General features: G+C 57.6%; 16 protein-coding genes and 2 pseudogenes. 14 read left to right on the top strand and 4 right to left on the bottom strand.

What is annotated here, in order from left to right:
• The first annotated feature begins 271 nt into the window (after nucleotides 1–271).
• The 4 genes from RA167_RS14085 to RA167_RS14070 all read left to right on the top strand — a co-directional run bounded on the left by RA167_RS14085 (nucleotide 272) and on the right by RA167_RS14070 (nucleotide 5,305).
• Nucleotides 272–871, top strand: a complete 600-nt coding sequence (locus tag RA167_RS14085) for a TetR/AcrR family transcriptional regulator (protein ID WP_076788220.1) — start codon at nucleotides 272–274, stop codon at nucleotides 869–871.
• 131 nt (nucleotides 872–1,002) lie between these two features.
• Nucleotides 1,003–2,112 (top strand): NADH:flavin oxidoreductase/NADH oxidase, encoded by a 1,110-nt coding sequence (locus RA167_RS14080; protein WP_076788219.1) that lies wholly within the window; start codon nucleotides 1,003–1,005, stop codon nucleotides 2,110–2,112.
• A 179-nt stretch (nucleotides 2,113–2,291) separates the two neighbouring features.
• On the top strand, nucleotides 2,292–3,017 hold the full coding sequence (locus RA167_RS14075; RefSeq protein ID WP_076788218.1) for a ProQ/FinO family protein: 726 nt from the start codon (nucleotides 2,292–2,294) through the stop codon (nucleotides 3,015–3,017).
• 716 nt (nucleotides 3,018–3,733) lie between these two features.
• A complete protein-coding gene (locus RA167_RS14070; protein ID WP_237574397.1) occupies nucleotides 3,734–5,305 on the top strand; it encodes a hypothetical protein in 1,572 nt (523 codons plus the stop codon).
• Nucleotides 5,306–5,468: 163 nt separating this feature from the next.
• On the opposite strand, the gene RA167_RS14065 is transcribed toward RA167_RS14070, so the two are convergent.
• Nucleotides 5,469–6,902, bottom strand: coding sequence for a hypothetical protein (locus RA167_RS14065; protein WP_076788215.1), 1,434 nt, complete (start codon nucleotides 6,900–6,902; stop codon nucleotides 5,469–5,471).
• A 509-nt stretch (nucleotides 6,903–7,411) separates the two neighbouring features.
• On the opposite strand from RA167_RS14065, the gene argG reads away from it, so the two are divergent.
• Together argG and RA167_RS14055 are read left to right on the top strand one after the other, a co-directional pair.
• Nucleotides 7,412–8,770 (top strand): argininosuccinate synthase, encoded by a 1,359-nt coding sequence (argG, locus tag RA167_RS14060; protein ID WP_076788213.1) that lies wholly within the window; start codon nucleotides 7,412–7,414, stop codon nucleotides 8,768–8,770.
• 67 nt (nucleotides 8,771–8,837) lie between these two features.
• Nucleotides 8,838–10,283 (top strand): NAD-dependent succinate-semialdehyde dehydrogenase, encoded by a 1,446-nt coding sequence (locus tag RA167_RS14055; protein WP_076788212.1) that lies wholly within the window; start codon nucleotides 8,838–8,840, stop codon nucleotides 10,281–10,283.
• A gap of 83 nt (nucleotides 10,284–10,366) precedes the next feature.
• Here the strand turns inward: RA167_RS14055 and RA167_RS14050 are convergent.
• Nucleotides 10,367–10,486 (bottom strand): annotated as a pseudogene (locus RA167_RS14050) (aspartyl/asparaginyl beta-hydroxylase domain-containing protein); the annotation flags it as partial.
• On the opposite strand from RA167_RS14050, the pseudogene RA167_RS14045 reads away from it, so the two are divergent.
• From RA167_RS14045 to RA167_RS14010, 8 genes and pseudogenes are all read left to right on the top strand, one after another.
• Nucleotides 10,466–10,858, top strand: a pseudogene (locus tag RA167_RS14045) (IS5/IS1182 family transposase); the annotation flags it as partial. The pseudogenes RA167_RS14050 and RA167_RS14045 overlap by 21 nt on opposite strands.
• A 654-nt stretch (nucleotides 10,859–11,512) precedes the next feature.
• On the top strand, nucleotides 11,513–12,535 hold the full coding sequence (locus tag RA167_RS14040; RefSeq protein ID WP_338877377.1) for a hypothetical protein: 1,023 nt from the start codon (nucleotides 11,513–11,515) through the stop codon (nucleotides 12,533–12,535).
• On the top strand, nucleotides 12,498–12,623 hold the full coding sequence (locus tag RA167_RS14035) for a hypothetical protein (RefSeq protein WP_255710814.1): 126 nt from the start codon (nucleotides 12,498–12,500) through the stop codon (nucleotides 12,621–12,623). Before RA167_RS14040 ends, RA167_RS14035 begins: the two co-directional genes overlap by 38 nt.
• A 105-nt stretch (nucleotides 12,624–12,728) precedes the next feature.
• Nucleotides 12,729–13,589 carry an IS5 family transposase gene (locus RA167_RS14030; protein WP_076788209.1) on the top strand — a complete coding sequence of 287 codons (861 nt, stop codon included), beginning with the start codon at nucleotides 12,729–12,731 and terminating at the stop codon, nucleotides 13,587–13,589.
• A gap of 113 nt (nucleotides 13,590–13,702) precedes the next feature.
• Nucleotides 13,703–13,909 (top strand): helix-turn-helix domain-containing protein, encoded by a 207-nt coding sequence (locus tag RA167_RS14025; RefSeq protein WP_076788207.1) that lies wholly within the window; start codon nucleotides 13,703–13,705, stop codon nucleotides 13,907–13,909.
• A 125-nt stretch (nucleotides 13,910–14,034) separates the two neighbouring features.
• Complete coding sequence (locus RA167_RS14020) at nucleotides 14,035–16,686, top strand: hybrid sensor histidine kinase/response regulator (protein WP_076788206.1); 2,652 nt, start codon at nucleotides 14,035–14,037, stop codon at nucleotides 16,684–16,686.
• Nucleotides 16,687–16,808: 122 nt separating this feature from the next.
• On the top strand, nucleotides 16,809–18,053 hold the full coding sequence (locus RA167_RS14015; protein ID WP_076788204.1) for a phosphatidylserine decarboxylase family protein: 1,245 nt from the start codon (nucleotides 16,809–16,811) through the stop codon (nucleotides 18,051–18,053).
• A gap of 296 nt (nucleotides 18,054–18,349) precedes the next feature.
• Complete coding sequence (locus RA167_RS14010) at nucleotides 18,350–19,204, top strand: LysR family transcriptional regulator (RefSeq protein WP_338877373.1); 855 nt, start codon at nucleotides 18,350–18,352, stop codon at nucleotides 19,202–19,204.
• Between the two features lie 356 nt (nucleotides 19,205–19,560).
• On the opposite strand, the gene RA167_RS14005 is transcribed toward RA167_RS14010, so the two are convergent.
• Both RA167_RS14005 and RA167_RS15730 read right to left on the bottom strand, forming a co-directional pair.
• Complete coding sequence (locus RA167_RS14005) at nucleotides 19,561–20,490, bottom strand: DMT family transporter (RefSeq protein ID WP_076788200.1); 930 nt, start codon at nucleotides 20,488–20,490, stop codon at nucleotides 19,561–19,563.
• A gap of 494 nt (nucleotides 20,491–20,984) precedes the next feature.
• Nucleotides 20,985–21,200 carry a hypothetical protein gene (locus RA167_RS15730; protein WP_076788199.1) on the bottom strand — a complete coding sequence of 72 codons (216 nt, stop codon included), beginning with the start codon at nucleotides 21,198–21,200 and terminating at the stop codon, nucleotides 20,985–20,987.
• Nucleotides 21,201–21,737 lie beyond the last annotated feature (537 nt).

The raw sequence follows: 21,737 nt of genomic DNA, 5'->3' as shown, positions 1-21,737 counted from the left end.
GCACCGTGGCTGCAGGGCCGGCCGCGGTGCGAATTGGAAATGCAACCGCCTGGCCATGCTCGTTGCCGCCGATGCGCCGTGCACGGCGGAGCCAGGACAGCAACGTGAGCACGTCCAATCTCTTGGCACCGCTATTAAGCCAGCGTTTTGGCACGCGAGTTGCCAGATTACTGAAAGGGCCGTCTTACACGCCAGACGAGGCTCCGATGCAAGTATGGAGCCAAGTAACCTTTTCTAGACGACTGGTCTACTAAACGCTACGATTACGTTTATGAGTGCAAATACCGCTGCCGACGTGCGGCAACATATCCTCGACACGGCCAAGCCCATTATGCTTCGTAAGGGCTTTTCGGGCGTGGGTCTGAACGAGATTCTAGCGGCTGCTGGCGTGCCAAAAGGTTCGTTTTACCACTATTTTGATTCAAAAGAGGCATTTGGCGAGGCGTTACTGGATGCTTATTTCATTCACTATATCGACCGCGTTGATAATCTTTTTGAACGCACGTTGGGAACGGCTGCCGAGCGGTTGATGCGCTACTGGGCCGATTGGCAGGCGATGCAAGTGAGTGATGACCCGTATGGCAGGTGTCTTGCAGTCAAGCTTGGCGCCGAAGTCTGCGACTTATCCGAGGCGATGCGTGACGCACTCAGGCGAGGTACCGACCAGATCGTGCAGCGGCTCGCAGCTTGCATTGCGGCGGGCATTGATGATGGCTCGTTAAAGGTGGAGCTTGATCCGCAGCCAACTGCTGCGACATTGTACGAGTTGTGGCTCGGCGCGACGCTGCTGGAAAAGATTCGGCGCGATGGCACTGCGTTGGACGTGGCGATGACAATGACACGTCGCATGCTGCAGTTGCCGGCAGAGTGACAGCGCCGGGCGTGGCGACATGTGCTGGACATTGCTTTTTTGAGTGAGTTTGTAGACGACCAGTCTAATCGGGCTGGTTTTATCGTATACCGTACCTGGTGCGGCACTTCTAACGTAATCAAGGAGTTTTCATGTCCGCGTTATTCGAACCGTTCAAGCTGAAAGACGTCACCTTGCGCAACCGCATTGCAGTACCGCCGATGTGCCAGTATATGGCCAACGAAGGAGTCATGAACGACTGGCACCATGTGCATCTGGCAGGTATCGCTCGGGGTGGCGCGAGCTTGGTGATTGCGGAAGCGACCGCGGTGTCTCCCGAAGGGCGTATTACGCCAGGTTGCGCGGGTCTGTGGTCCGATGCGCAGGCCGCGGCATTCGAGCCGTCGGTGGCGGCGATCAAGGCAGCCGGCGCGATCCCGGGTATCCAACTCGCGCATGCTGGCCGAAAGGCAAGCGCGAATCGCCCATGGGAGGGCGATGATCACATCGCAAACGATGATCCGCGTGGCTGGCAGACGATTGCGCCATCGGCTGTGCCATTCGGTGCACATCTGCCGAAGGTGCCGCGCGCGATGACGCTAGGCGAGATTGAGCGTGTGAAATACGCCTATGCTGCAGCGGCGAAGCGTGCGCTCGACGCGGGTTTTGAGTGGCTCGAGTTGCACTTTGCGCACGGTTATTTGGCGCAGAGCTTTTTCTCGGTGCATTCCAACCAGCGTGATGATGCGTATGGAGGCAGTGCCGAAAACCGCGGCCGTTTCCTGGTAGAGACGCTGGCAGCGGTGCGTGCTGTATGGCCGGAGCGATTGCCGCTTACCGCGCGCTTTGGCGTAATCGAGTACGACGGCCGCGATGAGCAAACCCTTGCCGAGTCGATTGAACTTGCGAAGCGCTTTAAGCAAGAAGGGCTCGATTTGTTGAGTGTGACAATCGGTTTTTCGACGCCGCAAGCGCGTATTCCATGGGGACCTGCGTTTCTAGCACCGATTGCGGAGCGGGTACGCCGCGAAGCGCGATTGCCGGTGGCGTCGGCTTGGGGCATCGATACGCCAGAGCTTGCTCAACGGGTGGTTGCCAATGATCAACTCGATCTCGTGATGGTCGGTCGCGCGCACCTGGCTGATCCGCATTGGCCCTATTACGCCGCTCGTCAACTGGGTGTTGAGCGGCCAGCGTGGACGCTGCCCGCACCCTACGCACACTGGCTTGAGCGCTACAAGGCGTCGGAGAAGGCCGCGTAAAACCTGCATGCTTGTGCCGCGATAGCGTGGTGCTACGGTGATTAAGCGTAGCGAGGGTTTATTTAGCGTCAATTCGGGTACGCTGTAGCCGCCGCACGCGGCTTCATGACCGACGACAGTCTCTTGCGTCCAGAGACGAACTGCTACAATGGGCAGACTCCTTTTAAATAACAAGCAACATGGGTTTTGAGCAACTTGCCGCGCTGAAGCAGCAACTCGCTGCACAGGCTAAACAGCAACGTGCTGAGCAGGCGAAGCAGCGTACGGAACGAGGTGGGCCGCAGCATGCCGAACAAGGCAAGCAGCAGAGCAAGCAACAATCTGCGGCTTATCATGCAAAGCTGGCACGAACCGGGCAGGGCGGCCAGCAGCGGCCCGTTGCACAGAGCAATAAACCGGTCGATCCGGTAGTGGAAGCGATCTGGCGCTTGCAGAAGCATTTTCCCAAGTCTTTTCCTAAAAAACCCGAACCGAAGCTGCCGCTCAAACTCGGTATTCATATTGATGCAATGCAGCATGCGAAAGAGCTTGGGCTGACCGAAGCGCAAATCAAGGAGGCGATCGCGACGTGGTGTCAGGGTAATCGTTACTGGAGTTGCCTTGTCGAACATGCTGCGCGTGTCGATTTGCAAGGTAATCCTGTCGGTGAGGTTTCAGCGCCGCAGGCAGCGCGCGCGCGCTGGCTGGCGTCACGGCGCTCGCATCCGCATGGCGGTGCCAAACGACAACGCGCGAAGGCGAAGACCGACGCGGCATGCTTGTCAAACGAAGCGCGGATAGCCAAGACGTCGGCGCAGCCGCCATCGGCGCACGCATCGGTGGGCGCGCAGCAGATGGAATGTCCGGACGCCCAGTCGGTCGAAGCGCATGAAACAACCCAAGACCGGAAGACAAATTTGGAGTGAGGCCGGGCAGATTCCAGCTGCTGCGCCAGTGCAGCAGCGATGCGCATAATGATGTGCACGAGCGCTTGGCGTTGACCACATCACGGAGCCCTGCTGTTTAGTTGCCGTGTCCGAACACACCTGCATCGTGATATGTAACGGCGTAGTCAGCATGTTTAACTTGTAAAGGTAAACATGCAAGGTATGTGTAAGCTTGCTGCCAGTATATAGGCATCCATATTATTATATGGATGCCTATATGATTTGCATGACTAGATTATTTTGTTGAGGGCGGCAACACTAGATAGTGCGTTAGCCATGAACCCGTTTCGTAGTAGCATGTACTCGTAAAGGCGTTGTTTAGCAAAATATGCTCTGGTTTGTCCACCGGAGAACGCAGCCGCAACGCTGTTCGCTTTTTAATGAATCCCTTCAACGTTTTTTCTCACGCTCATTCTTCCAACGCTGCGAATTTTCAACAACCGGACGGTGTAACGCAAACAGGCGCTGACGCCATATCGCGTCAAGGACAGCCACGCGTTCATTCGTCACCCCGGGTTCTTCAGGGGGCGATCATGACCTGGTCGTCGGACCCGACAATAAGGACCCTGGCAAATTCCTCCAGTACTAGAAATTTTCAACAATCGGACGGCTTAACGCAAACGGGCGCCGACGCCACATCGCGTCAAGGACAGCCACGCGTCCGTTCGTCACGTCGGGCTCGTCAGGAGGCAGTCATGACTTGGTCGTCGGATCCGGCAAGGACGATCCCGGCAAATAGTAGCCCGCTTCGGCGAGGTAGGCGTCAGCAATTCTCTATAACTGAGCCGGTCAACTTTGCGCAATTAGATGATGCGTTGAATGATGACATTCGGCATCCGTTCGATTTTGAAAACCATACCCGTTCGGATAATACGAGTGTATGGACACGGGTGCGAACTCGCAGCGGCTCGCCCATTCGAGGTCAATCGAGGCCAACACGACGTGATGAACCGGCTACGGTTGAAGATCAGTATTTACAGCGTCCACCCGTCAATGTGTCGTCGCTTAGCAACATGTTCCGGCGTCTTCGATCGCCTTCAGCGTCCAACCAGCAGCAACCGCTAACAGCCGAGCATGCCGGAACCAGCGTAGTTTCTAATGCTGCGACAATCCAGCAATATCTTGCTGGTCTTAACGCGGCTGCAGGTGTTGTTGGTGTAGCGAATACTCGTTTCGTGCCAGAAATGAATTTTATTTTGTCACGAGAGGACGAGTTGATCCTGTCCGACTTAGAAGACCGCTTTGCCTCTTTAGGGGAAGCTTGCCCGGAATTTAGGCATAAACCATTCGAGGATGGACGGTTGTCGGGCATTTTGCGTTATTTTTCTCATTGGCTAAATGTGAAGCATGGAGGCAGTTTGTCTGATTATTTGAGGAGTCAGCCGGTTACAGATCGAACAAATATTTACAATCCTACTACTTCGTTTGATTTGTTTAAAAACGATGCTGATTTAAAAATAAATTATAAATATAGATCTAAGCTTGATAGGGCTATTGGCAAATTTAAGTATTTGCTTGAGTGGGAGAGGGGGAAGCGATTTTCGCAAATGACGGGCTATGATGGTTTGAATTTGGAAAATTCTTCGGCGCCCACTCTGGCTAGTGACGCGCGTAATATCATTAGTCTCCGCTTGCAAATGTCGTCGCCTAAAGAAAAAAATGCTGATATCCTTAATGAATTTCGGGATTCTCTAGTATATCGTGGTACGTTGTCAAAAGTAAAGGATTTTATAAAAAGGGAATTTGGATTTGACGAGTCGTTGAGTGTTGTAAGGTCGGAGGGTGATAGGGAGTTTAATAATGCGCTGGAGGTTCTTTTTAAATCTGATCAAAGCATATCAAAAAACTTTAAAAGCGACTTTAGAAGGTCGATTAATGCTTTGCGCGGAAAAGAAAGAGCTCTTTTGATGGGAAACTACGATAAATTGTTGTGTCCACGAGACAAAATAACTTCCGATATTATTTTTAATTGTTGTAAGGATAACGGGGTTAGTCTTGGGAATAATAATATCAACATCAAGTCATTAAAAGTTTTTTCTTATTGGTTGGACACTAAGGGTTTTGATATTGATTTGGCGAATATTTTGATCGGGAGCCATTGCAGAAGGCAAGTCGATGAGCTGATGGGTCAATATGTTTTGGATAAAGGGGTTGAGCTAAGATTTAGAAGTGATATAAAAATGTTTGTTGAAAGACTTAGGGGTATAGAAAATATAAGGAGTATATTAAACAGTGGTGCTGGTGTGCATAACAGCGTTAACGTTTAAGTTTTTGGTTGATTGGGTGTTGCATGAAATGCAAAGGGTCGCCTAATTTTAGTTAGTTCATAATTTAAGTTTTTCCATAATAAGAACTGATGAAACCGATGGCCGCATTCGTGCGTATGCTAGACACTGGTGACGGTCGTCGGAAAAATAGTATAAGACAACGCTACTCGGTAATGTATCTAAGCAGAGAGGTGTGGGTATTTTGAGTAAGTTTGTTACGCTCGATAAAAGCCATGATTTCAATTTTAAAATCTCTTTTTTGCTCGGAGGATAATCTTAGCATCAAACACATATCTTTCACTGCTTCAAGCACGTCCACAACGTCCGTTTCATCGCCGCCGTCAAGTAGGCGTAGTGCGAGTTGCCATATGTGTTTCAATGGTAGGGTGTCTTTTAGCATCACTGCACTTAATATTAACCCAAACGCCGCCATACTACGCTGCGAAGGCTCCACGCGTTGAATGGTGGTTTCGAGCAGCGAAAATTCATACGCATGTAAAGCGGACGGTAGATACTTTAGCGCACATGGCAGGTTGCGCAACGCGCTACCCAATTGGTGATTCGGCAATGACAACGTCATGCGACGCATATTGGAGAAGTACTCCGGCCTTTGAGAATCTGGAACGACCCATATTGTCTCGGCCAATGCGCCAATCGGCGCACCTTGGTGCGACGGCGGCAAGCGCTGTGCCCATTGTTGGAGTATTCCATAATATTCGGCAGCTTTCGTCTCATTGACATTCCAGTGCAAACGCAGCAGGAGCTCCGCCAGTTTTGTAATCAAATCGGCTTGTCCGGTCGTGCCTAAATTAGGAAGCCGGTTTAGGAAAACCCGATATTCGCTTTCAAACTGCGAGGGGTCAATTGGCAGGCATTCTAGCAGCGATGCCAGCTCGGCCCAGGTATTGTCTTGTTCTCTGCCTCGTCGTTCTGCCATTGCATACGCAAAATTATACATTTTGAGTCGCTGCGGGGCCGGACAATCGCTTATAAGTTTGATCATCGCTTTTTGTAGCTGCAAGCGTTGCTTTTGGGGCATGCGGTCTGCAGCCTCAAAAATAAGTGAGAACGCCGTTGGCTTTTGCGCATCGGGCAAGTCTAATATTAGCCACCCCAGCGTTCTGAGTGGCTCAGCGCGCAACGCAGGGTTTACGCGGATGCGTTCAATCTCGGCTAACAACTGAAGCACTGATGTTAAATTAAAAGTTCTTTCTCCTAGGCGCATGGCGCGTGCATAGCAAAGATAGCGTAGCCGCTGTTCTCGCAGCACGTGGTATGTGCGCCTGTCCACGGTCGATAAATCGCCGATAAGATAAAAGGGTAGGTAGTCAGCTACCTGCTGGATGATTTCGGGCGGCAGATCTCGGTAGGTTGTCGGACGGTTTTTACTAACTATTGTTGAGCCATTGGCTGGTTCTTTGGCTTGATTTTCCGCTGTACAGATCAGCGGCTCTTTCAACGTACATGTGTTCTCGGGTGCCACCTGACGTAATGAGCCAGGTGGTGCGGCTGTAGCAGCATGATGGTTTTGCTGGCTCTGCATTGCGCACATAGTCACCTGAGCGCTGATAGAGGCAAGGTTAGGATCAAAATCCATGGTTAATTTTATTAAGTTTAAGTTTGAATAGGCATGCGGATGGCGTCATTGGTACAGATACTTGCCGTTGCACTGTGAATGCATTGCGGCGCCTGGACGGTCATTGCGCTAGCCGTGCGATTGGCCACAATGGGTAAAATTAAAAGCGCCCAGGCGCAAAATGAAGGCTAATGGAAAAACGTTACCAAGTACATAGCTTAAGCAGTATTAAGTAATTTTTGGTCTGATTCATAATGTTCGATGTGTTTTTGAACAGCATCATGGCGGGTTATCAAAAGTTGACGCGCTCGCGCGAGACATTTACCGCGCGCAACGCGATACTTGAGAGCGTGCGGTAAGTACCTGTATGGCGCGCGGGCTCCGCATGGCGTCGTGTAAACTATTGGCAAGAGATGGGGCGTTTGGCCCGGACGCCGTCTGCATTGCGTTTTTTGGTAATACAATTGATGTTCTGTGGGCGCAACGCCCTGTCTGCAAGCGTTTTCATCCGACATTTCCGCAAATCAGCTATGGCAACTATCCTGCAACAACTTCCGCGCGGCCAAAAGGTCGGCATTGCGTTCTCCGGCGGCCTAGACACCAGCGCGGCGCTGCACTGGATGCGCGTCAAGGGGGCGGTCCCGTATGCGTACACGGCTAACCTGGGGCAGCCGGACGAGGCCGACTATGATGACATCCCGCGTCGCGCGAAGCAGTATGGGGCCGAAAACGCAAGGTTGATTGATTGCCGCGCGCAGCTCGTCGCAGAGGGCTTTGCCGCGCTGCAGTGCGGCGCATTCCATATCAGTACCGCCGGCGTTACCTACTTCAACACGACGCCGTTGGGCCGCGCGGTGACCGGCACGATGCTGGTGGCGGCGATGAAGGAGGATGGGGTCAACATCTGGGGCGATGGCAGCACGTTCAAAGGTAATGACATCGAGCGCTTTTACCGTTATGGGCTGCTCGTCAATCCGGGCCTGCGCATCTACAAGCCATGGCTGGACCAGGCGTTCATCGACGAGCTGGGTGGCCGGGCCGAGATGTCTGAATTCATGCGCCAGGCAGGCTTCGATTATCGGATGTCGGCTGATAAAGCGTATTCGACCGATTCGAACATTCTCGGCGCCACGCACGAGGCGAAGGATCTGGAGCAGTTGGATAGCAGCGTGCGGATCGTTGCGCCGATCATGGGTGTCGCGTCGTGGCGCGACGACGTGCAAATTGCCCGTGAGGACGTAACCGTGCGGTTCGAGCAGGGTCTTCCGGTGGCGATCAACGGCGTTGAATTTGACAGCGGTGTCGAACTGCTACTCGAGGCGAATCGCATCGGCGGACGGCATGGACTGGGTGTGAGCGACCAAATCGAGAACCGGATCATCGAGGCGAAGAGCCGCGGCATCTATGAAGCGCCAGGACTGGCGTTGCTGTATATCGCCTATGAGCGTCTGGTCACGGGTATCCACAACGAGGATACGATCGACCAGTATCGTGACAACGGCCGCCGTCTTGGCCGGCTGTTGTACCAGGGTCGCTGGTTTGATCCGCAGGCAATCATGCTGCGCGAGGCGTCACAGCGCTGGGTTGCGCGCGCGATTACCGGCGAGGTGACGATCGAGTTGCGTCGCGGCAACGATTATTCGATCGTCAACACTCAGTCGCCGCACCTGACCTACCAACCCGAGCGGTTGACAATGGAAAAGGGTGAGTCGACGTTCTCGCCGCTGGATCGCATCGGCCAGTTGACGATGCGCAATCTTGATATCGCCGATACCCGCGACAAGCTGCAAATCTACGCGAAGACCGGCGTGCTCGGCGCCAAAGGTGAAATCTCGTTGCCGCAGCTGGAGCAAGGCGAAGGCCAGCGCGGCGACGCTGTGGGCAAGTAACGCCTCGCTGTGTCGTATCGCAAGGCAAGCAGCATGACCGTACTCTAACTTTCAGGGATGAGGCAGCATGGTTACGTCGAGCTATACGGACACCCGACTTCTCATTGACGGTCAGTGGTGCGATGCGGCGAGCGGCAAGACGCTCGACGTGGTCAATCCGGCGACCGGCCAGGTCATTGGCCGTGTTGCGCACGCCGGCATCGCGGATCTGGATCGCGCGTTGGCGGCTGCGCAGCGCGGCTTCGATACTTGGCATAAGGTACCGGCCCACGAGCGCGCGGCAACAATGCGCAAAGCCGCGGCGCTGGTGCGCGAGCGCGCCGAAGGAATCGCGCGGCTGATGACACAGGAGCAGGGCAAGCCGTTTGCAGAAGCGCGGATCGAGGTGTTGTCGGCAGCCGATATCATCGAATGGTTCGCGGATGAAGGGCGGCGCGTATATGGCCGTATCGTGCCATCGCGCAATCTTGCAGTGCAGCAGTCGGTGCTGAAGGAGCCGATCGGACCGGTCGCCGCCTTTACACCTTGGAATTTTCCGGTCAACCAGGTCGTACGCAAGCTCAGCGCGGCGCTTGCATGCGGGTGCTCGTTCCTCGTGAAGGCACCGGAGGAAACGCCGGCGTCGCCGGCGGGGCTGCTGCAGGCGTTCGTTGATGCCGGCGTGCCGGCCGGCGCCGTCGGACTCGTGTTCGGCGATCCCGCTGAAATCTCGAGCTACCTGATTCCGCATCCGGTAATCCGCAAGGTGACGTTTACCGGCTCGACGCCAGTCGGCAAGCAACTCGCGGCGTTGGCCGGCGCGCACATGAAGCGTGCGACGATGGAGCTGGGTGGCCACGCGCCGGTGATCGTCGCTGAGGACGCCGACATCGCGTTGGCGATCAAGGCAGCCGGTGGGGCGAAGTTTCGGAACGCGGGGCAGGTGTGTATTTCGCCGACGCGCTTCCTGGTACACAACAGCATCCGAGAGGCATTCGAGGCGGCACTGGTCAAGCACGCACAGGGTTTGAAGCTTGGTGACGGGCTTGCAGAAGGCACCACGCTCGGCCCGTTGGCGAACGCGCGTCGTCTTGCGGCGATGATGCGGATCGTCGAGAATGCGCGCGCCACCGGCACGACGGTGGCCACCGGCGGCGAGCGGGTTGGCTCCACAGGCAATTTCTTTGCGCCGACGGTATTGACGAACGTATCCCGGGAGGCGGACGTGTTCAATCATGAGCCATTTGGGCCTGTTGCCGCGGTCCGCGGCTTCGACCGGCTCGAGGACGCGATCGCCGAAGCGAATCGGTTGCCGTATGGCCTTGCTGGCTATGCATTCACGCATTCCGTGCGCAACGTGCATTTGCTGTCTCAGCAGCTCGAGGTCGGCATGCTTTGGATTAATCAGCCTGCGACGCCGTGGCCTGAAATGCCGTTTGGCGGCGTCAAGGATTCAGGGTATGGGTCCGAAGGCGGGCCGGAGGCGATGGATGCCTATCTGGTCACCAAGGCGGTGTCCGTGACGGCGGTTTGATTTCGCTGTGACGCGGCCGCCGCGGTATTCGGGCGCTCGGCGGGGCTGGCCGGGCCCGAACAGGGCTTATCGTGCTAGCGTTTTGGGTCGGCCGGCGTGATGAGTCCCAGGTGATATCGGATTGAGCCGGCATAGGGGGCGCGATGGCGCACGAGGCTTATGCCAGGAGGTAGTTATGCGAACATTGCCGCCTTGATCGTCAGAACCTGCTGCAGGAGTTGCGTGGCTACCGGCATGATTCGATGGCGTTCGAACGTACCCTCCCAGCCGTGCCGGGCTTGAACGGTTCGCCGTGCAAACGCCCGGGCACACTGCATGCGGACAAGGATTACGACTTTGCCCGTTGCCGACGCTATCTGAAGCAACGCGCAATCACTGCATCCATCGCCCATCGCGGCGTAGAAAAGCGCGAGCGGCTCGGACGGCATTGCTGGGTAGTCGAGCACACGCACGCCTGGCTTGCCGGTTTTGGTAAGCTGCACATCCGCTCCGAGCGGCGCCTGGACATTTATATCGCCTTGCTTTGCTTGGCCGCTGCCGTTATCTGTTCGCGCTTCGTGGACGACTTGTGTTAGCGACTCTTAACGGTTGTCGCGGCCCAGCGCTCGTCGGCAATGCATGATCCGCCGAAAACCCAGTGGCCGCTGCTCACCGATATATCGATACATGCGTTTTCGATTAGGCTACGCGTACCTAGCACCGCTTCGCGCGGCGTCTTTCCTCATTTCTTGCCAAGTTTGCCAATGGACTTTGACTTAAACACCGCTTTAAATAACACGCAGCCCGCTATATATGCAGTGCAGAACCAGCAAGCCGGTCATCCTGACACAACTGTGCCGCCACATACTCTGACAGTGCCTGCGAACATACCGGAGCCGCAGGGCTCGACGACAGGTTCACTGACCGGTGCGGCGCACAGTCCAGTAAGCGGTTTGGCGACGACCCAAACAAGCTTCCCAACAACGTACCACAAACTGCCGCCCGAGATCCTCCGGCAGGTGTCTGCCCACATGCCATTTGACGATATCAGCAACCTGTCGCCCGTGAACAAGGGGACATACCACGCCCTGCAAGAAAGGCGGCTGAGCTGGCTTTGCTATCAGCGAGCTGCTAACGCCAAAGCGTTGGATCTCGCGTTGGTGCAACAGTTGCTGACCGAAATCGAGCGGATCCGCGAACCGATGTTGCGCGCTAAGCCGTTTGAGGCTCTATGGCCAAGGCTATCGAGTTTGCCGGAAGAGCAGCAGACAGCGGCATTCCGACAGGTTTTCGAGGCTGCCGGCTGCGTGCCCAAGTACGGCCTGCCAATACAAAAAGACATGATCCGATCCATACGAGACTTTCAGGAGCTCCAACAGCTCGATTTGTATCATCTCGCTTATGCAGACGCCGAACGGCGAAGCGTTGAACAGGGCAGCACTTGGGCCGCTGTTGCGTCGATCTTGATAGCTTTGCCAGAACAAACCATAAGTTTAATAGATTATCAGCATTTTTTTGACCGTATTCCGACTTTGGCCGCGGCTGATCGAGCCGATCTGATTACGGAACTGGTAGTATCGTATATAGACTATATAACATTCGCTTCTTTGCTTGGTCAGGGGCAGGAGCATGTGCCTGTAGACGAGTGTGAGCGTCGCCGTCGCCAAACATACCGAATATGCTGGGAATGGGTGCAACGTTTGCCGAAGTCGTACCAAGGTGCGCCGATCGGCGCGTTAGCTAGCGTAGCATGGGTGATGCCACGCGAAGAACTGCCCGCTCACTATGCCGAACTGCGTCGCTTGATACAATCACTGCCGGATCACCAATTGGGCAGCGCACTACGCTACCTGCCGATCGCGCTGCGAGGCCTGCCGGACGATCAACTGGCGCACGAGCTTTCATTACTTGAACCCTTGATTCAGCGCGTGCCGCTCGCGCAGCATACGCTGGTAGCTGCTGGTCTGCTCCAAGCCACACGCGGAATGGACGACGCGATATCGGCGCAGGTATGGCAGCGCGCACTGCGCTTGCTCGATGTAGTCAATGAGGCAGACGTGCTAAATGTACTTCTTGGGCTGGAAAAGACGGATTATCTTCCAACCGTGCGACAGGCGCTACAGTTGCGAGATTATGCAAGGACCGAAATCATAGCGCTCATTGAACGCAACCACTTCAGCCAGCAAACCCGCAGCAAGGTACTCGACTTTATTTTAAGAAACCGCGACAATCGCGATGTCACTCCGCATCGCGACGATCCAGCGCACGATTGAGCACGTGCGACACTTAGCGGAAGCAGCGGCGTCGTTCGCTGACCCTGAACTATCGGTGCTGGTCGACACGACGGTGCAGGTGCAGTAGGCTTGCGGGCAGAAACGACAGCCGATGTCAAATGCAAATACAGCTGCAGGCCGTCGACCAACCCTGGTCGATGCGTATCGGCGCACCTAGCGCCTAGAGCGTGTTATGCACTTTCAGCGAGTCTCAGAGTCGAATCGAGATGGAGAACGCAGACCCTATCCGAGCGACGTGACGGACGAAGAATGGAGCTTCGCTGCTCCGTACTTGACATTGATGGAGCCAGATGCACCACAAAGACGGTATGAATTGCGCGAGTTGTTCAACGCGCTGCGTTGGCTGGCTCGTGCGGGTGCTGCGTGGCGTATGCTGCCGACGAACTTTCCGCCATGGGAGGCGGTGTATCAGCAAACTCAACGCTGGCTGCGAGCGGGCTGCTTCGAAGCGATGGTTCAGGATTTGCGTTCGGTGCTGCGTGTTGCGCAGGGTCGCCAAGTTCAGCCTAGTGCGGTGGTTCTGGACGGGCGTATGTTGCAGTCGAGCTGCGAGAGCGGCCCACGCGCAGGCTACGACGGCGACAAGCGCAAACGGGGGAGCAAGGTGCATAGGGCCGTCGATACGCTCGGGCATTGGCTGGCGGCCCATGTCACGCCGGCCAATGAGCAAGAGCGCGCACAGGTTCAGGTGTTGGCACAAGAGGTGCAACATGTGAGCGGGCAGAGCGTGAAGCTTGCCTTTGCTGACCAAGGTTATACAGGAGAAGAGCCTACACAAGCCGCGCAAAACGAAGGCATCGAATTGCAGGTTATCAAACGGTCAGAGGCAAAGAAGGGCTTTATCCTGCTGCCACGCCGATGGGTCGTCGAGCGCAGCTTCGGATGGCTCAATCGCTTTCGAAGGCTCGCTCGTGACGATGAGCGTTTGCCTGAAACGCTCATCGGTTTGCATTTCGTTGTCTTTGCCATGCTCATTCATCTTGCAAAGTGCATAACACGCTCTAGTGTTTCATCACAGACAAAAAGTGCCTAACATGCTCTAAATAGGCTACGATAACCGATTTGACAGCTATGTCGATGAAAAACAGCGTCCCCTAGAAAGCGCGGCATACGATCAAGCCCGCAGACGTGCGACGCGAGGAACGGATGGATGCCGGTACCAAGCTGTTTGTGCTGAACGGCATCGACAAGACGACGATCGACGACATCGTCATTGGGGCAGCTAATTCGAAGGGCACGTTCTATCATTATTTCAAGTCGAAGGATGAACCTGTTGACGCATTGCGAGGCGATTTTCAAGGCCTGGTGATGTTGTTTGCGAGGCTGCAGACAGCCGGTGCGCAGGGCGCTTGAAGTGTCGCGTGGTTTGCGTTTAGATTAGCGTTCGCTATGTTCACCGGTCTGCGTGATGGTTGCGGGCCGTCGCGGCGGCATTGGCCGGGTAAAGGAATTTCCGCGCGATATTTGCAGGGGGAGCCATGTCCGTGCTCGACGAATCTCGGCGCCATGTGGGTGGCGACGGTGAAATGGCGCAGCGGATTCGGGCGTTCGACTGGTCCATGACCGAATTGGGCCCGATCGAGCGTTGGCCGCAGAGCCTGGTGTCGGTGATGCAAGTGGTGCTGGCTTCTCCAGTGCCGATGGTGGTGCTGTGGGGTGCCGATGGCTATATGCTATACAACGATGCGTATGCGGTATTTGCTGGCGGTCGGCATCCGTACTTGCTCGGCTGCCCGGTCGAGCAAGGCTGGCCGGAAGTGGCCGCGTTCAACCGCCGCGTGCTGGAGACCTGCCTTGCCGGCGGCACGCTAACGTATCGCGACAAGGAGCTTGTGCTGCTGCGCGACGGCAAGCCGGAGGACGTCTGGATGGACTTGTATTACAGTCCAGTCGCCGGCGACGATGACGTGCCTGCGGGTGTTATCGCGGTAGTCGTGGAGACAACCGAGCGCGTGTTGACGGAACAGTCGCGGCAACGCGCGGAGGTCGCGCTGCGGTTAGCCAACGAACGGCTGCAACTCGCGCTTAATACCGGCGCGGTACTTGGCACGTGGGTCTGGGACGTTGGTTCCGGCACGGTTAGCGGCGACGAACGCTTTACCCGCACCTTCGGCGATGTTTCGCAGCGGAAAGTCCGCGGCATCGGCGATTTATTGTCCATTCAGCAGGTTGATCCTGACGACGTCGCGCAAGTGCAGGCACAGATGCTTGCGTCGCTGCGTGCGCAAACGCCGTTTCGCGCCGAATACCGGATCACGCGCGCGAACGGCGAATTCCTTTGGGTGCAGTCGAGCGGACAGTGGGAGTTGGATGCGCATGGGGGGCCACACCGGTTACCCGGCGTGCTGATCGACATTCATGAGCGCAAGGTCGCGGAAGCGGCATTAGTGCAGTTGACGGCCACCCTGGAGCAGCGGGTCAAGGATGCGGTTTCCGCGCGGGCGGCGGTGGAGGCGCAACTGCGGCAGGCGCAAAAAATGGAGGCGCTGGGCAGTCTCACCGGTGGTGTCGCCCACGACTTCAATAATGTCTTGCAAGTGATCAACGGCAACCTGCAAATGTTGTCGGCAGAACTGGCTAACCACCCGGTCGCGCAACGCCGGATTGCAACCGCGGCGGAGGCGGTGCGGCGCGGTGCCCGGCTGGCGTCGCACCTACTCGCGTTCGCGCGACGTCAGCCTTTGTCGCCGTCGGTGGTCTGTCCGCGGCAGTTGCTCGAAGGCATGGACGAGATGATCCATCGTTCGCTTGGCGAGACGGTCAATATTGATACGATCGTGCCGGACGATTTATGGAATGTGCTGGTCGACCGCAATCAGTTGGAGAACGCGCTGCTGAATTTGGCCATCAACGCTCGTGACGCGATGCGCGGCGAGGGCAAGTTGACGATCGCTGCACGCAACGTGATGCTGGACGGCAAGCCGGACAATGGTCACGGCGGTGGTGGCGACACTGAAGTCAGGCCGGGCGAGTACGTCTGCTTTTCGGTCTCGGATACCGGTGTGGGCATGTCCGCCGAGGTGCTCGAGCATGCCTTCGAGCCATTCTACACGACCAAGCCGGAAGGCCATGGAACCGGGCTGGGCTTGAGCATGGTATTCGGCTTTGTCAAGCAAAGCGGTGGTCACATGGAGATTGATAGCGTGGTCGGGCGCGGCACGACGGTCGAGTTGTTTTTTCCGCGCTCGCTCGAGACGCCATGCACGGACTCGCCCGCGACGTTGGGCGGCGTGCCGCGTGGTAACGAGACGGTGCTCATCGTCGAAGACGATGCGGACGTGCGCCTGACCGCCGTCGACATGATTGCGCAGCTTGGCTACCAAGTGTTGACTGCGTCGACCGGCGATGAGGCCAAGGCGATACTGCTCGGCGACGCGCGCATCGACCTGCTGTTCACCGATGTCGTGATGCCGGGGGACGTGAAGAGCCCCGAACTTGCTCGCCTTGCCGCGCAACGGGTGCCGTCGGTGCCCGTGGTGTTCACATCGGGCTACACGCGCGACGAGATTTTCCATCATGGCCGGCTCGATCCGGGCGTGACGTTGCTAGCCAAGCCGTATCGGCGTGATGAGTTGGCGCATAAGCTGCGCAGCGCGCTCGAAGGGCAGTCTGGAGGACGGGCGATGCCTCTTCAGTCGGCACTGTCGAGTTGCAATGACGAGTCGCCATCGCCGTCTATCCCACCGGCCGAACCGGTATCGCCCTCCCCATTGCCATCACTTGTGGCGGCACAGTCCGCTGCACCCGGGCCGTGCGACGAAGAAGGGCCGCTGCCATGTCATGTGCTTCTGGTGGAAGACGACGCACCCTCGCGTGAGGCGATGCGTGACCTGATCGAAGTGATGGGGCTGCGGTGCTGTGCGGCCGGCAGCGCGGAGGAAGCGCTGAAGCGAGCCGCGGCGCAACGCTATGATGTCCTGCTGAGTGATCTCACGTTGCCCGGCATGGCTGGCGACCAGCTTGCATTAGCGCTGCGGCGTACCCAGCCGCATGTTCATGTGTTCCTGATGTCGGGATACGGGCAATGTGCGGATGTTGACCCATTGCTCGACGATGTTCCCGTGCTGCAAAAGCCTCTGGACGCGCTGGCACTTGGCCGCCGACTTGCGGCGTGCCGCAAGTCGGCGTAGCGGCGCCGCCCGTTGGCTGCCAGCGCAGTCGCAGCGCGATATGACACTATTCTTGGGCAAGCAACTTGCTGAAGTCGGTGTGTTCACGCTATTCCTTACCCTATCGACAGACGGAGAGAGCAATGGCATCTGAAATGGGCGCACGCACACCCGAAAAGCGGCGGCTCGGTGGCTGGCTTCCCAATCGGGAAGACGCGCTGGCGCAGTATCGGCTGGAATTGGCGGCGCACGCAAAAGCACGCCCCGACTTGCGTACCAGCGTGGTCCAGGAACTGGCTGCGTTGGTGAGCAATGATGCCGTATTACGCATGAACCTCGAACGGGCCATCGATGATGCGCGTGGCGCGGGTTACCAACTGGGTTACGCGACGATCGACGAGCTGATGTCCTTGATCGACTATCTGATGACGTATGCACCGCCCTTTAGCGAGTCGAGCCTGATTATCTGCCCTCTCAATGCGTTGCTCGACTGGCCGATGTGTATGCCGTCCGGCTATGCATTTTTTCGTGACCCGGCGCTCAACGCGCAACTCAAGCGGGTATTGAATCATTGGTGCGGGTTCCTGAGCGGTCCGTACTCCCGAACGCACCTGAACACCCAATCGCCGAATGGCTGGTTCTGCGACGAAGCGCTCAAAAAAATTAGCATGATGGAATTCATTTGCGATCCTAAGCAACCGTATTGGGGCTTCGCATCCTGGAATAGTTTCTTTACACGCCAGTTTAAGCCCGGCGCACGGCCTGTCGACGCGCCGCACGACTCCAAGGTCATCGTCAGTGCCTGCGAGGCGTCGCCATACAACATCCGCTCGGACGTCCAGCTTCATGATCGCTTCTGGATCAAAGAGCAGCCCTATTCGTTGCAGGAAATTCTAACGACGGGCGAGCACGAATTGGCCAAGCGATTCGTCGGCGGATCCGTTTACCAGGCATACTTGAGCGCATACAACTATCATCGTTGGCATGCGCCGGTCAGTGGTACGGTATCGAAGGCGTACTGGGTCGATGGCAGCTATTACTCCGATCTCGAGGCCGAGGGCGTCAACCCGAGCGGGCTGAATGCCTCGCAGGGCTACACCACCGCGATCGCCGCGCGGGCGGTGATCGTGATCGATTGCGATGATTGTGCGCTCGGGCAGGTCGCGTGCGTGTTCGTCGGAATGGCCGAGGTCTCGTCATGCAATATCGTGGCGTTGCCTGGGCAACATGTGGGCAAGGGCGACGAGATCGGCTATTTTCAGTACGGCGGCTCCACGTACTGCCTGATATTCGAGCCTGGTGTGATCGAGCAGTTCGAGCCGCAGCCGCCATTCGACGACAATGCCACGCCAATCAAGGTCAATGCGCGGCTGGCTATGGCGCGATAGGCCCCGCGCCGCAGTGTCCTGCGCTATACGGGTGCGACTGTCCAACCGTCGGCCATCGCGGCGCTCATGTAGCCCGCGGTGAGCGGCGTCAGGCCATGAACCCAGCGATCATTTCGGTGTTCGCGACGGCTACGCGCGGCGTAACGCGCTTTTCATGGACGCGGCAGCACAGTTCGACCCACTCCATTTGTTGCAAGCAACGCACGTCTGCGTAGAATTGCGTTGATCAAATGTCAACGCCGAGGCCAATGGTGAGTCTGAGCGAGCGACGGCTCCACTACCTTCATGCGGCGCTCATGGCCGGTTCGATGCGTGCCGCCGCCGAACGGCTGGGCGTGGAAGCATCGGTCATCAGCCGGCAGATCCAATTGCTCGAGAAAGAGCTGAATGTCACGCTGATCGAGCGGCGTGGGCGCGGCGTTGCGCCGACCGATGCGGGGCGCCTGGTGCTGCAGGCATACGAGGAGCGGCGCCTGGTGGAGGAAACACTGCGGCTGCGCCTGGACGAGCTACGCGGGTTGGAGCGGGGCGAGCTGACGATCGTAACCGGCGAGGGCTTTGTGCGCGAATTGATGTCCAAGGTGATGGTGGCATTCTGCGCCCGGTATCCGGGCGTCAACGTGCAGATGCAGACGGTCGGGGCGGAAGAGGCGGTTGCCCACGTGGTCGAGGACCGGGCGCATCTTGGCTGGACGCTGTGTCCGCCCGCCCATCCGGCGGTGCGCATCGTGCACGAACGGCCGCAGCCGCTTTGCGCGATCATGGCGGCGACGCATCCTTTGGCGGGGCCGGCTGCCCGGGTGTCTTTGGATGCTGTAGCCCAATACCCGCTGGCGCTTGCCCCGGCGGGCACCGGCCTGCGCGCGCTGACGCGCCAAGCCGAGGTGGCGGAGGGAATCCGGTTCAATGCCGTATTTTCGGCAAACTCGATCGATGCGCTGACGCACTACGTTGGCGTGGGGCTGGGCGTGACATTCTTGTCAGTCTATCCGGTGGAGCACGAATTGGCCGTTGGTGTGCTCGTTGCACGGCGCACGACCAACGTCGTGCTCGAGCGTGCCAAGGCTCAGCTATTCGTGCGGCGCGGCCGTCGCTATTCGGCCGCCGTGCAAGCTTTTCTCGCGCAAATGCGACAGTCCGGCCTGTTCTAGCACGCAAGCTGTCCGGCAAGAACGCGGCTGGCCGGCGCGTCCGCCCGCCGTCGACGATTGCCCCTCGTCAATCCCACTGCCGGGTCGCGCTGCCTCGCGCGTCCATGGCCGTGAGAATACGCTACGATGACGCGCTGCTCGCTTGAGCGTTCTTATATTTGCGTCGTTGCTCATTCTTGACAAGCAGGCGCTTAGGCGGGGAAAAGATTCCCATCGCCACGCTGGTGGCGGGATCGACCGCTTCAGCGGCAAAAGCATGGAGTGCCGTCACGCTTTACGGCCTGATGGATGCCGGCCTGATTAGCGCGCTCTGCGCCGGCCGAATAAGCCGTGTGGCCACAACGCGTTACACGTCGCTATGATGGCTGCGAGCGCAGTCGCTCGATTAAGCCCGTGGCGAAGACGGTACCGATCAGCACAATGGCGCAGCCTTCCATCATCTTTATTGATATGGATAACGAAAGGAATAGCGAATCCCAAAGGATGCCGAACACCGGAATCACGAATGTGGCGGTCATCGCGTGAGTCGGCCCACCGGCGGTGAGCAGGCGAAAGTACAGCACATAGGCAACGCCGGTGCACGCCACGCCGAGCGCCAGCGCCGCGAGCCACGCCTGCATCGAAATCGGTGTCGCTGGCCATGCCCATGCGGCGAGCGGTAGTAGTACGATCGATGCGCCGACGAGGCTGCCGGCCGCGATCACCAATGGGTCGATGTCGGACAAATAGCGCTTTGTATAGCTGGCCGCGATACCCAGCAGCGCTGTGGCGGTGAGTCCTGCGGCGGCGGCCAGTGCAGTGGCCTGCGCGCACGGCGCTGCGCCTGCGATGCCGCTCGTTGCACTGATCTGATTTCCGACCAGCAGCGTCACGCCGGCGAAACAGAGCGCGATGCCTGAAACTCGCATGATGCTGGGCCGGTCCCCGAGCCACAGGAACGCTACCAGCGTGCCCCACAGCGGTGCAGTCGCGTTGATCACGGAGGCCAGGCTCACCGACAGGGCAGGCACGGCATACGCAAACAGACAAAACGGCATCGCAGCGTTCAGTACGCCGAGCATGAACAACGGCCACAGCTTGCGTTGCGAATCACGCCATTTTCCCTCCACGCCTTTTCGCGTGATCAACAGCGCGATTAAGAAAGTGGCGCCGATCGACACACGCAACGCTACCATCGGCACGACGCCGAACTCCGCAACGCCGATGCGCACAAAAAGAAACGACGTACTCCAAAGTGTTGCGAGCGCCAGCAAATTGGCCACGTTGAACACCGATCGGGAGATCATGCATAGCCTTCGCAGGGTGACCGGTATTGCACGTTGCACGCATCGGCAAGTCCGGATGGGACAAGGACAACTAGGCAGGCACCACTATGTAACAGCCTATTCGAAAGCGAGAGCAGTATCGGTGGGGTCAGCGGAGGCGGTTATATTTTTGGCGGATAACGTATGGTAAGCGCAGCCGCCGCTGGCTGCTGTGAAGGGCGTTACCGCGCCTGTTAAGCGGGCAAAACGTCCGTGATCCGACAAAACGCTGTCGGAGTTCGCCGACGCGCAGCGCCGCCTCTTGCATTGTCTATTACATAGTATCAGCTTACCCGACTACTGCGTCAGTGCGTCACGCTGCATTCCGGCTTCGCGTACGATTGTTGGCTCGATGCCAATGGGGCTCGTGCTTGGCTACGATCACCTGGCGGTTCAATGCTATCGACGTGGTCGATGCATCGGCGGGCGGCGCAGGCCACAGCAGCATTACACTGCCGAGTGGCGGCATGCCGAGATTAATAGAAAGGCTCCGAATGAAGCCATCGCTTTTTGCGAATAAAGCTGGTTACAGGAGACAAACCGGCGTAGTACCTGAGCGCTTGGTCGTTGCTTCCATAGCAATATCCCAGCACGACATGGTTTTGCGAACGAGTGGCGCACGTGTTCCGGGTACTGACAGGATGCGCCAAACGTTCGGCCAGCACGTCAATGCCAAAGCTGGAGGTGGCCATCGGTCGTATCGGGCGACTGGCGGTCCTTTGAGTTGCAACGTCAACACGATCACCACGAGCTTGTCGGCCGATGCGTCGATCTCGGACGCACGAGGCGACCGCCACGGTGGCGGCTGTCCTGACCACATCGGTTGCCATTGGCGCTGGCACGTGCAATGGCGCCCCGCTGCGTCCCTGAGCAACGGCTCGTGCTGGATTGTGCGCCAGGCGCGCTGGGCCATGTATTGGCGTTCCGTCTGCCGGGCGCTGGTGTGCGTGTTAGCCGTGTTTTGGCAAAAAGCCGCATCCTGGACGACGCGGTGCGACGCACTGGGGGTGCATTACCGGATGCGCAACGCATCGAAAGCGAACGCCGATGCTGGTGCTTCACTTCGATCATACGGTTACGCAAACTCGAGCAGGGTGGCGCTTGGCCAGGACGCGCCGCGCCGTTCGTCTCGAGACTGCGCAATGGTGGTATCCGTGGGCGTTAATGGGTGGCGTGGTATTCCGGCTTGCGCCGCGTGTTGGGTCGTGCGGCTCGGCGACATCCCAGCG

Origin of the sequence: Mycetohabitans endofungorum, from assembly GCF_037477895.1 — a bacterium.
Lineage (GTDB): Bacteria > Pseudomonadota > Gammaproteobacteria > Burkholderiales > Burkholderiaceae > Mycetohabitans.
The sequence above is the reverse complement of the archived record's forward strand: the minus strand, read 5'-3'. Positions and strand labels throughout refer to the sequence as shown.